At 41.7% G+C, this 11,806-nt stretch carries 8 protein-coding genes; 6 read left to right on the top strand and 2 right to left on the bottom strand.

Features of this window, described 5'->3' with window-relative positions; genetic code table 11:
- Nucleotides 1-61: 61 nt before the first annotated feature.
- The 6 genes from fkpB to C9J42_RS13460 all read left to right on the top strand — a co-directional run bounded on the left by fkpB (nucleotide 62) and on the right by C9J42_RS13460 (nucleotide 8,626).
- Nucleotides 62-496 (top strand): FKBP-type peptidyl-prolyl cis-trans isomerase, encoded by a 435-nt coding sequence (fkpB, locus tag C9J42_RS13485; protein ID WP_045083744.1) that lies wholly within the window; start codon nucleotides 62-64, stop codon nucleotides 494-496.
- 12 nt (nucleotides 497-508) lie between these two features.
- Complete coding sequence (gene ispH, locus C9J42_RS13480; protein WP_107260507.1) at nucleotides 509-1,456, top strand: 4-hydroxy-3-methylbut-2-enyl diphosphate reductase; 948 nt, start codon at nucleotides 509-511, stop codon at nucleotides 1,454-1,456.
- Between the two features lie 113 nt (nucleotides 1,457-1,569).
- Nucleotides 1,570-2,379, top strand: a complete 810-nt coding sequence (gene dapB, locus C9J42_RS13475; protein ID WP_107207272.1) for a 4-hydroxy-tetrahydrodipicolinate reductase — start codon at nucleotides 1,570-1,572, stop codon at nucleotides 2,377-2,379.
- 533 nt (nucleotides 2,380-2,912) lie between these two features.
- A complete protein-coding gene (gene carA, locus C9J42_RS13470; protein ID WP_006646195.1) occupies nucleotides 2,913-4,052 on the top strand; it encodes a glutamine-hydrolyzing carbamoyl-phosphate synthase small subunit in 1,140 nt (379 codons plus the stop codon).
- A 17-nt stretch (nucleotides 4,053-4,069) separates the two neighbouring features.
- Nucleotides 4,070-7,288 carry a carbamoyl-phosphate synthase large subunit gene (gene carB, locus C9J42_RS13465; RefSeq protein WP_107207273.1) on the top strand — a complete coding sequence of 1,073 codons (3,219 nt, stop codon included), beginning with the start codon at nucleotides 4,070-4,072 and terminating at the stop codon, nucleotides 7,286-7,288.
- A 489-nt stretch (nucleotides 7,289-7,777) separates the two neighbouring features.
- On the top strand, nucleotides 7,778-8,626 hold the full coding sequence (locus C9J42_RS13460) for a magnesium transporter (protein WP_107302076.1): 849 nt from the start codon (nucleotides 7,778-7,780) through the stop codon (nucleotides 8,624-8,626).
- Between the two features lie 90 nt (nucleotides 8,627-8,716).
- Here the strand turns inward: C9J42_RS13460 and dacB are convergent, their stop codons facing one another.
- A complete protein-coding gene (dacB, locus tag C9J42_RS13455) occupies nucleotides 8,717-10,120 on the bottom strand; it encodes a serine-type D-Ala-D-Ala carboxypeptidase (RefSeq protein ID WP_107207275.1) in 1,404 nt (467 codons plus the stop codon).
- A gap of 160 nt (nucleotides 10,121-10,280) precedes the next feature.
- Nucleotides 10,281-11,336 carry a porin gene (locus tag C9J42_RS13450; RefSeq protein WP_107302075.1) on the bottom strand — a complete coding sequence of 352 codons (1,056 nt, stop codon included), beginning with the start codon at nucleotides 11,334-11,336 and terminating at the stop codon, nucleotides 10,281-10,283.
- Between the last annotated feature and the right edge of the window lie 470 nt (nucleotides 11,337-11,806).

Genomic DNA, 11,806 nt, shown 5'->3' with positions numbered 1-11,806 from the left:
ATTAAAATAAAATGAGCGACTTGTTGTTAGATCAATAAGCGATCATACAAAAGGATGTGCTATGTCGGTGATTAAAGATAACAGCGAAGTGCTGATGCATTTTGCCATTAAACTTGATGATGGATCGGTTGCTGAATCTACTTATGCCGCAGGTAAGCCTGCAATGTTTCGCATGGGAGATGGCAGTTTAACTGACAATTTTGAAAAGTGTTTATTAGGGTTAACTATTGGTGAAAAAGGTACGTTTGAACTATCGCCAGAAGATGCATTTGGTTTACCTAACCCCGATAATATCCACCATCTTGATTTAGCTAAATTTGGTGCTGATGCTCCTGCTGAAGTGGGCAACATTATCGCCTTTGCAGGTCCCGATGGACATGATATTCCCGGAATAATTACAGCCGTTGTGGGTGACTCTGTTACTGTTGATTTCAATCATCCACTTGCAGGGCAAGCTGTCACCTTTGAGGTGGAGGTTGTCTCCATTGAAAGTTAAGAGCAATTGTTGATGAAAATCTTACTCGCAAACCCACGAGGTTTTTGTGCTGGTGTTGATCGTGCGATCAGCATTGTCGAGCGTGCGTTGGAAATGTACCAACCGCCTATTTATGTTCGCCACGAAGTCGTACATAACCGTTTTGTTGTTGAAGGGCTAAAGCAGCGAGGGGCGATTTTTGTTGAAGAGCTTAGCGAAGTGCCTGATGACAATATCGTTATATTTTCAGCTCACGGTGTCTCTCAAGCGGTGCGTAATGAATCTAAGCAACGTCAATTAACCGTGTTTGATGCAACGTGTCCATTGGTGACAAAGGTACATATGGAAGTGGCTCGTGCTAGTCGAAAAGCGATGGAAGTGGTGCTGATTGGACACGCAGGACATCCCGAAGTTGAAGGTACAATGGGGCAATATGCTAATCAAGATGGTGGTATGTACCTTGTTGAAAAACCGGAGGATGTCGATAAGCTGACCTCCATCGTTAAAGATCCAACTAATCTTCACTATGTTAGCCAGACGACATTATCTGTGGATGAAACGGCAGATGTCATTGATCGCTTGCGCCAAGTGTTTCCAAAAATCCAAGGGCCACGTAAAGATGATATTTGTTACGCGACTCAGAACCGCCAAGATGCTGTGCGTGAAATGGCTGAAACGGTTGATGTAATGATTGTGGTTGGCTCAAAAAATTCTTCCAACTCTAACCGTTTACGTGAGTTAGCTGAAAAGCTTGGAACACCGGGTTATTTAACCGACTGTGTTGAAGATATACAAGCTAGCTGGTTTGAAAATAAAACCAAGGTTGGAGTGACTGCGGGGGCTTCAGCGCCAGAAGAACTCGTTAATCAAATTATCGAGCAGATCAAAAAGTTAACAGGCTCTGAAGTGGAAGAGCTTTCAGGTCGTGAAGAAAACATGTTCTTTGAAGTACCTAAAGAGTTACAAGTAAAGAATATCTAATAGCATATTGATTTGTACAGAATAAGCCTCAGTGAAAGCTGGGGCTTTTTTATCGTCTGTAAAACCGCTACAGTATTGAGATAATTATATATTCATCAAGGGAGAAGCACGCAATGGTAAGAATTGCGATAGCCGGAGCTGCTGGCCGAATGGGGCGTCAGCTATTAAAAGCAACACAACTATCAGAAAAAGCAGAATTAGGTGCCGCGACTGAGCGTGCAGGTTCTACATTAGTAGGTGCTGATGCTGGTGAGTTAGCAGGAACGGGTGTTGCCAATGTGATCATTGTTGATGATCTTAACCAGGCTCTTGATGATTTTGATGTGTTAATTGACTTTACTGCACCTGTCGCAACATTGGCGAATATTGAGTTTTGTCAGCAACATAATAAAAAAATTGTAATTGGTACAACCGGCTTTACAGAGCAAGAGCGAGAGTTAATTGATCTTGCTGCTCGTGATATTTCTATCGTGATGGCGCCTAACTATAGTGTAGGGGTTAATCTGGTTTTCAAATTGTTAGAAAAAGCTGCCAAAGTGATGGGCGATTACTGCGATATTGAAATTATCGAAGCGCACCATCGTCATAAAGTGGATGCACCATCAGGAACAGCAATTGGGATGGGAGAAGCGATTGCGGGCGCGATGGGCAATAAATTAAGTGATGTTGCAGTTTATGCTCGAGAGGGGATCACGGGTGAGCGTACTCGTGATGAGATTGGTTTTGCTACGATTCGTGCTGGTGACATAGTAGGTGAACACACCGCCATGTTTGCAGATATCGGTGAGCGTGTGGAGATCACTCATAAAGCGACAGACAGAATGACATTTGCCAATGGTGCGGTGAGAGCGGCGGTATGGCTCAATGATAAATCGCCTGGTTTTTATACTATGGAAGATGTCTTAGGGCTTGATTCATTATAATCGAGACAAAAACCTGCTAATAAGCAGGTTTTTTTATATCTGAATAAAGTGGGAATAAATATTGTAAATACAAATAGAGATGAATTTATTCGTGTTATATCAGTATATTTTTGAGGTGGTTAAATATCGCACTGAGCTGGGTTTATTTACTGTATAAAATAGATGGTTGGTTGTGTTTTTTTTGTTAGATGGTTATTTGTGTTTGCTTAGTTATCATTTTTGGCTTTTTTGATGGGTGTTTGTATTTGTTAATGGTTTGGTTTTGATTGCAAACGGTTGCGTTCTCATTTGATTTGATGTTGATACTAAAAAATACGACTAAACATGTTATTTTAGCATTTTGGATACTTAATTGTGTTGAGATAGTTATTTGTTGAATTTATTTCTGCTCTTATGTTGACAGATTGCTAACAGATCAATAGAATTTGCGCAATTTGTCAAAAATCAGTAAGACGTGGTTTTTGATATGAAAAGGAATGGGTAATTGCAAGTTTATCTGTTTTAATTGCATTTTTATTTAATTGGAGGTTGTCTTGAGCAAATCTGCGCTATTAGTCCTTGAAGATGGGACTGTGTTCCGCGGCGTGTCCATTGGAGCAGATGGTTCGGCCGTTGGTGAAGTCGTTTTTAATACTTCGATGACGGGGTATCAGGAAATTCTCACTGACCCTTCCTACTCACAACAGATCGTTACCCTTACTTATCCCCACATTGGCAATACCGGTACTAATACCGAAGACGAAGAATCCACGGCAATTCATGCACAAGGTTTGGTTATTCGTGATCTTCCTCTTATCGCTTCAAACTTCCGCTCTGAACAATCTCTTTCTGACTATCTAAAATCACAAAACATCGTTGGTATCGCTGATATCGATACTCGCAAGCTAACCCGTATTCTTCGTGAAAAAGGTGCGCAGAACGGTTGTATCGTTGCAGGTAACAATATCGATGAAGGTTTTGCACTTGAACAAGCGAAAGCGTTTCCTGGTCTGAAAGGCATGGATTTAGCGAAAGAAGTGACAACAAGCGAAACTTACAGCTGGAAGCAAGGTTCTTGGACATTAGAGAATGGTTTACCAGAAGCACAAGAAGATAAAGAACTGCCTTACCATGTAGTCGCTTATGATTTTGGTGCTAAACGTAATATTTTACGTATGTTGGTTGACCGTGGTTGTCGCTTAACAGTTGTGCCTGCACAAACGTCAGCAGAAGACGTGCTTGCGTTAAATCCAGATGGCGTATTCTTATCAAATGGTCCTGGTGACCCAGAGCCATGTACTTACGCGATTGAAGCAACCAAAACATTCCTCGATAAAAATATTCCAATCTTTGGTATTTGTTTAGGTCACCAAATTCTTGCCTTAGCAAGTGGTGCAAAAACAGTAAAAATGAAGTTTGGCCACCATGGTGCTAACCACCCTGTTAAAGATTTAGATCGTGATGTTGTGATGATCACCAGCCAGAACCACGGTTTTGCTGCTGACGAAGCAACGTTACCTGAAAATTTACGTGCGACACACAAATCCCTGTTTGATGGCTCGCTACAAGGTATTCATCGTACCGACAAGCCTGCATTCAGTTTCCAAGGCCACCCAGAAGCGAGCCCTGGTCCACATGATGCAGCACCATTATTTGATCACTTTATCGAATTAATTAAGAAACACAGCGCCTAAGCCGGGAGTAGTAAGAAATGCCAAAACGTACTGATATAAAAAGTGTACTAATTCTAGGTGCTGGACCGATCGTTATCGGTCAGGCCTGTGAGTTCGATTACTCTGGTGCACAAGCTTGTAAAGCACTTCGTGAAGAGGGTTACCGCGTTATTCTGGTAAACTCTAACCCTGCGACTATCATGACTGATCCTGAAATGGCTGATGCAACTTACATAGAGCCAATTCACTGGGAAGTGGTACGTAATATCATTGCTAAAGAGCGCCCTGATGCGGTACTACCAACCATGGGTGGTCAAACCGCACTTAACTGTGCGTTAGATCTTGAAAAATATGGCGTATTAGAAGAATTCAATGTTGAGATGATTGGTGCAACAGCGGATGCAATTGATAAAGCTGAAAACCGTTCTCGTTTTGACAAAGCAATGAAAGCCATCGGCCTTGAGTGTCCTCGTGCTGATACTGCAACAACGATGGAAGAAGCTTACAAAGTTCTCGAAATGGTTGGCTTCCCTTGTATTATTCGCCCGTCATTTACTATGGGTGGTACAGGTGGCGGTATTGCATACAACAAAGAAGAATTTGAAGAAATTTGTTCGCGCGGTATCGACCTATCACCAACCAATGAATTATTGATTGATGAATCACTGATTGGTTGGAAAGAATATGAGATGGAAGTGGTTCGTGATAAGAACGACAACTGTATCATTGTGTGTGCAATTGAAAACTTCGACCCAATGGGTATTCACACCGGTGACTCAATCACAGTCGCACCTGCGCAAACACTAACAGATAAAGAATACCAATTAATGCGTAATGCATCGCTTGCAGTACTGCGCGAAATTGGTGTTGAAACCGGTGGTTCAAACGTCCAGTTTGGTATTAACCCGAAAGATGGCCGTATGGTTATCATCGAGATGAACCCACGTGTATCTCGTTCATCGGCATTAGCATCAAAAGCAACAGGTTTCCCGATTGCAAAAATCGCGGCAAAACTGGCGATTGGTTTCACCCTTGATGAACTGATGAATGACATCACAGGCGGCGCAACACCGGCATCATTTGAACCAACTATTGATTACGTAGTAACGAAAATTCCTCGCTTTAACTTCGAGAAATTTGCTGGCGCTAACGATCGCTTAACGACACAAATGAAGTCGGTAGGTGAGGTTATGGCGATTGGCCGTAACCAACAAGAATCATTACATAAAGCACTACGTGGCCTAGAAGTTGGCGCGAACGGCTTTGATGAAATGGTTGATCTTGATGATCCAAATGCGATGAGCAAGATCCGACATGAACTGAAAGAAGCAGGTGCTGAGCGTATTTGGTACATCGGTGATGCTTTCCGTGCGGGTATGTCGGTTGACGGTATCTTCAATCTAACTAACATTGACCGTTGGTTCTTGGTTCAAATTGAAGAAATCATCAAACTTGAAGAGCAAGTGAAAGCTGGCGGTTTTGCAGGTCTTAATGCTGACGTATTACGTAAGCTTAAGCGCAAAGGTTTTGCAGATGCACGTCTTGCTAAATTATTGGGTGTTAGCGAAGGCGAAATTCGTAAACTACGTGATCAGTTTGACATTCATCCTGTCTACAAGCGTGTAGATACGTGTGCCGCTGAATTCTCATCAGATACTGCTTACATGTACTCATCATACGATGAAGAGTGTGAAGCAAATCCAACGGACAAAGACAAAATCATGGTACTGGGCGGTGGTCCAAACCGTATCGGTCAAGGTATCGAGTTTGACTACTGTTGTGTTCATGCATCACTGGCGCTACGTGAAGATGGTTATGAAACTATCATGGTTAACTGTAACCCAGAGACTGTATCAACTGACTATGACACATCAGATCGTCTGTACTTCGAACCTGTAACACTTGAAGATGTACTGGCTATCGCACGTGTTGAAAAGCCAAAAGGTGTGATTGTTCAGTATGGCGGTCAAACACCACTGAAACTCGCTCGTGCACTAGAAGCGGCAGGTGTGCCAATTATCGGTACAAGTCCAGATGCGATTGACCGCGCAGAAGATCGTGAGCGTTTCCAACAAGCCGTTGACCGTTTAGGTTTACTGCAACCAGAAAATGCAACGGTAACAACGATGGAGCAAGCGATTGAGAAGTCGCGTGACATTGGTTACCCATTAGTGGTACGTCCATCGTATGTACTTGGCGGTCGAGCAATGGAAATTGTTTACGACGAGCAAGATCTACGTCGCTACTTCAATGAAGCGGTAAGTGTTTCAAATGAATCACCTGTACTACTCGATCGTTTCTTAGATGATGCGGTGGAAGTAGACGTTGACGCGATTTGTGACGGTGAGCAAGTGGTGATTGGCGGTATCATGGAGCATATCGAGCAAGCGGGTGTTCACTCAGGTGACTCTGCATGTTCATTGCCTGCGTATACCCTAAGCCAAGAAATCCAAGATGTGATGCGTGAGCAGGTGAAGAATCTAGCGTTTGAATTAGGTGTTCGTGGATTAATGAATACCCAGTTCGCCGTAAAAGATAACGAAGTGTACCTTATCGAGGTTAACCCTCGTGCTGCACGTACCGTACCGTTCGTATCTAAAGCGACAGGTGCACCGCTGGCGAAAATTGCTGCACGTGTAATGGCTGGTCAATCACTTGAATCACAAGGCTTTACCAAGGAAATTATTCCACCGTATTATTCCGTGAAAGAAGTCGTCCTACCGTTTAACAAGTTCCCAGGTGTTGATCCACTGTTAGGCCCTGAAATGCGCTCAACAGGTGAAGTTATGGGTATCGGTAATACGTTTGCCGAAGCATTCGCTAAAGCTGAATTAGGTTGTGGTAAAGAGTACCCTGAAGGTGGTCGTGCGCTATTATCTGTTCGTGAAGGTGATAAGCAACGTGTGGTTGATTTAGCTTCTAAGCTAATTAAGCTTGGCTACCAATTAGATGCAACACACGGTACAGCAGTTATTCTTGGTGAAGCGGGTATTAACCCACGTCTAGTGAACAAAGTACATGAAGGTCGTCCTCATATTCTTGACCGTATCAAGAATAATGAATACACCTACATTGTAAATACTGCATCGGGTCGTCAAGCGATTGAAGATTCAAAAGTACTTCGTCGTGGTGCGCTAGCTGAAAAAGTTAACTACACCACAACTCTAAATGCGGGATTTGCAACATGTATGGCGCATACTGCAGATGACCGCAATACAGTGTCTTCAATTCAAGAGCTTCACGCACGTATTAAATAAGTATTACTCAGTACGAAATAAAAAGCCGAACGTTAACGTTCGGCTTTTTTATTGTTAAATACATAATCACATATAACTCATTGAAATTTTATATCATTAGTTTAATCAGTTGCTGTTCAGATTTATTAACGTAAGATACTGGCGTCGCAGCAAGCGATACATTCTTCTTGGAGATTTTAATGAACAATACCGACCATCCCCCGAGTATGAAGCTGGAAAATTAGCTTAGGTAACGGTATTAAATAGTATATTCCGTGCTGCTAGGCTCGGAGTCATGTCTCGTAACCCACTTTTTTGAAATTATTCATTTTCGACATCTCTCCTGTAATTTTCCTCTTTATTTACTTATCAATAATATGAGCTTTAAATCTATGTTTACCACAACAGCGCGACTGTATTGTTATGTGGTGCGCGAGGGTTTATTGCAAATGTTAATGTGGTGGTCGTTACCTTCTCTTTCTAGAGAGACAGCTAATCGGGAGATTCGCCATGGCGGTAATGAATTATGCAGCTTTTTCAGCAACAACCCATATTGCGCAAAAAGAGGCGTTAGCAGTACGTAATGCATTTTTAAAATATGATCTAGTTGAACAAGCGCAATTATTGGCAAAAATGCCAGTCGTAGAGGCTTTAGCTATGTTACAGGAATGCCCATTGCGGCATGTGCAAATTTTATTAGATCGTTTAGATGAATTAGAAGAGGACATACGAGCCCGCCAACTAGCCAGTGGTTTAGGGTTAATTTGCTCTGAGGTTGAACCGAGCGGGCATTATTTAGAAAATAGTGTCTTAAACCATGTTAAGGAACGCATAGGTTGGATTGTAGGGCTGGCTTTAATGGGAATTGTCTCGGGCTTAATTATCTCTCACTATGAAGATACCCTGAGTCAATTAGTCCTACTTGCGATTTATATGCCGGTGATTGCAGCTGCGGGTGGGAATGCTGGCTCGCAGGCGGCAACACTGGTTGTGCGAGCATTGGCAATGGAAGAAATACGCTCAAAAGATTGGTTATTGGTGCTTTGGAAAGAATTTAGAGTTGCGATTATTATCGCGCTGAGTCTTGCAGTAGTGATCATTGGACGGGTGATTTTTTTTAGTGGGGATGTTGTGTTACCTGCAGGAATGGCACTAGACTCGATAGCATTTGCGATTGGGATAGCCATTGCTATTCAGGTGATTATTTCGACTAGTGTTGGTGGGGTTCTACCGATGCTAGCGAGATCATTAAATCTCGATCCTGCGGTATTAGTCAGCCCTGTCTTAGCTTCAATGGTCGATATCACGGGGATGGTGATTTACTTCAAGACAGTCAATTGGATGCTAGGCTTCGGTTAGTAAGATTGTTTGTATTAAAAAAGCCGCTATTGCTCGAATATTTCTAGTTGAAAGTATTTAATAGCGGCTTTTATCTCTCAGGTCTCTTATTTAGTCGTTTTTATACAGTGAGCTATAAAGTTGCTTTTCAAATTGGTAAATAGGCGGTAATGCTGCTTTTTTACCGTCATGCATATGTGGATAGTAATTCGTCACTAGCTGTACAAAGAGTAGTGGTTTACCGTTGTGGGTCTTAATCACACCTGCAAGGTTATAAGTTCCGAATAAAGAGCCACTTTTAGCAATAACCTTACCTTTTAACGGAGCATCACGAAGACTGCGACGGTACTGTAACGTGCCACTTTTACCTGATACGGGTAAATCGTTCATTAAACCTAATTTAGGGTGGTTATAAATGTAAGTGACTACTTTCATTAAATCACTTGCTGTTAAACGGTTGTTACGCGATAAGCCTGAACCATCCACCATCACGGTATCAGAAAGATCGATACCAGCTTTATCTTTTAGTATCGCCTTAATTGCTTCAATGCCATTGGTGTAACTACCGGCTTGGTGGTAATACTTGGCACCAATGGTTTTTGCAATGTTATCGGCAAATAAGTTATCAGAGCGCTTCAGCATAATATCAAGCAGCGTTGATAATGGGGCTGAGCGATGTGTTGCAATGATTTTACCGCTGACTTTATCGTTACGAAGTACCTTACCGTTTAACTTTATCCCTGCACGCTTAAGCTCTTGTTGAATAACTGCAGTTGAATACAAGGTTGTGTTTTGTACTGCAAATTTAAGTGGTAGAGGCTGTTTACGAGGTTGGATACAGCCACTAATTTGATACATATTACGATCATTCGATGTCATTGAAAGCTGGCAGTGCTGCTCTTTTTGCTGTGCTTTTGACACCACAATCGCAGAGGTTTTTACTTGAATTGGCTGGTGGCTAGGCACATTTACGCGTGTAACGTCACCCAAAGATTTATTGCTGTATAGCGCACCTTGAACACAGTTGTGCTCTAAGCTGATACTACTTGATGGCGCACTATAGCAAGAGCCTAAAATATCCCAAGGCCAACCAATAGCACGTTCATAGCCAGTAAAATGTCCACCGTTTAAGTACAGGTTACCTTTAATCGTAGCTATGCCTTGCTGTTTTAGTTGGCGAAGTAAATTGGCAATATCGCTGCGTTTAAGTGTTGGATCGCCATTAAATTTCAAAATGACATCATTACCTTTCGTTTCAAGGTAAGTATCAAAGCGGAAGTTATTACCGAGATATAGCTTTGCGGCAAGGGCGGTGATCGTTTTTTGGGTACTTGCAGGGGCTTGTAATTCATCTGCGCGTTTATCGTATATAACTTTGTTGGTGGCTGGGTTTACAATAAGAAGCGCGACATCACTCCCTTTGGGCAGGTGTTCGATAGCTTGCTGAGGTAAGAACGCAGCAAAAGAAGAAAAGGTCGTTGCCATTAAAGCGGAGCAAAGCAATTTTTTAAACATGTGAAGGCATAATTTTGGTTAAGAGATAGGCCTTAATCATAACGTTTATATGAGAGAGGGTAAAAAAAGAGAGGAAATAAAGACTAAAACTGACACAAAAGTAATAAAAAACGCCGACCGAAGCCGACGTTTCACTATATGTTGCTTTTAATCACAAGGATTAGAAGTCGTAACGAGCACCTAGAACGAATTGGTCAGATGCTGCAACTTTACCTACTTCGTTCTTATTAAGCATGTTGAATGTGTAAGAAGCGTAAGTACGGAAGTTGCTGTTGAAGTAGTAAGTAGCATCAACTGCAGCTGCATTTGCTAGCTCATCGTATACATTGTGAGCGTTTTCATCTTTCATGAAGCCGTAAGTAGTCGTGAATACAGTTTTACCCATAGTGTACGCTGCTGCGAATTCGTAGCCTTGAGTATCTGTTACATCGCCAGTTACTAAGTTAGTACCGTCGCGACGACCGGACTTGTATAGGCCACCGAAGTATAGATCGCCCATTGTGTAAGATGCTACTGCGAAAGTTTGCTCTGAACGTGCTTTGTGAGTATTCGCGTTACCAAGTTGGTCACGTTGCTCGCCGTAACCAGCACCTAGTGCAAGACCTGTATCAGCTACTTTGTATACAGCACCTGTTGAGAAACCGTGTACGTCTGTTTTGTTACCAGCTGTATCATAATCAGCGCCAGCGAAAACGTAGTTAGCTTTGAACGTTAGATCACCAAATGTACCAGCGTATGCTAGGTTGTTAGTTGTACGGTCAGCTACTGCTAGCTTAGTACCACCAACAACAGAACCAGCGTATGCCATGATATCAGTGAAATCAGTTAGCATACCTAGAGAGCCGTCAGCCTTACCGTAAACAATTTGACCGTATTGGTCGCTGTTTACACCAGCATACATGTAACGGTTTTCGTCATCAGAATTGTCGTCTTTGAACTCACGCTCGTAGAAACCAATACCCTGAACGCCATCTGCGATTTGTGTTTTCGCATCAATGTTTACACGTACACGTGAAATATCAGTTACTTCATTTTGTGTTTTTTGTAGTGTTGGTGCTACTACATTATTTTCAGCTTGCTCAGAAAGAAGAGCACGAGCTTCTACACGACCGCCGATAGCAAGAGAAGATGTATCATCTGAATAAACTTGTGCTGCTGATGCTGCGCCAGATAGAGTTGCTGCTGTTACTGCTAAAGCAATAAGGTGCTTGTTCATTACCGAATCCTTTTTTAAATTTTTATGTGTTGCATTTCTATGCCAAATGCATGCTGTTCTTTTTACTTGTGTCTACTGATTTATGTTAGTAAAAAAAACTGAAAAATACCTCATTAGTGTGTCTTTTTTGTTTTTTTTAGTTTTTATTGTTAATTTAATCAGTGTGTTATGTCTATCGATAAAAGTTCTAAATTAATTTTATTTTTTAGTTGTATTTAGGTAATCAATGGGAAATGCCTGAGTGAATATTTGTATAAATATTGTTGAAGTGTGAGATTATAACTTTTCTCAATGAATAAAAGGTGGTAGCGAGAGGCTTATTTCTTTGGTGAATGTTTTAACTATTGATTTGTTACTATGAATTATTGATATAGTATTTTTAGCATATTCATTGTTTTTGACTGTTATTAAAACGAAAAACAGATTAATGACGTAACGAGGATGATCTCTTGTCCATCTTTGTTTAATAT

The organism is Photobacterium sp. GB-56, from assembly GCF_003026105.1.
In the GTDB taxonomy this organism is placed as follows: Bacteria; Pseudomonadota; Gammaproteobacteria; order Enterobacterales; family Vibrionaceae; genus Photobacterium.
Note: the sequence above shows the minus strand (reverse complement) of the source record. Positions and strands in the feature narration are given on the sequence as shown.

What these genes read in the sequence shown, in the direction of transcription:
- ispH (WP_107260507.1), top strand. Translation starts at nt 509, where the DNA reads ATGAAAATCTTACTCGCAAACCCACGAGGTTTTTGTGCTGGTGTTGAT.
- fkpB (WP_045083744.1), top strand. Translation starts at nt 62, where the DNA reads ATGTCGGTGATTAAAGATAACAGCGAAGTGCTGATGCATTTTGCCATT.
- dapB (WP_107207272.1), top strand. Translation starts at nt 1,570, where the DNA reads ATGGTAAGAATTGCGATAGCCGGAGCTGCTGGCCGAATGGGGCGTCAG.
- C9J42_RS13450 (WP_107302075.1), bottom strand. Translation starts at nt 11,336, where the DNA reads ATGAACAAGCACCTTATTGCTTTAGCAGTAACAGCAGCAACTCTATCT.
- C9J42_RS13460 (WP_107302076.1), top strand. Translation starts at nt 7,778, where the DNA reads ATGGCGGTAATGAATTATGCAGCTTTTTCAGCAACAACCCATATTGCG.
- dacB (WP_107207275.1), bottom strand. Translation starts at nt 10,120, where the DNA reads ATGTTTAAAAAATTGCTTTGCTCCGCTTTAATGGCAACGACCTTTTCT.
- carB (WP_107207273.1), top strand. Translation starts at nt 4,070, where the DNA reads ATGCCAAAACGTACTGATATAAAAAGTGTACTAATTCTAGGTGCTGGA.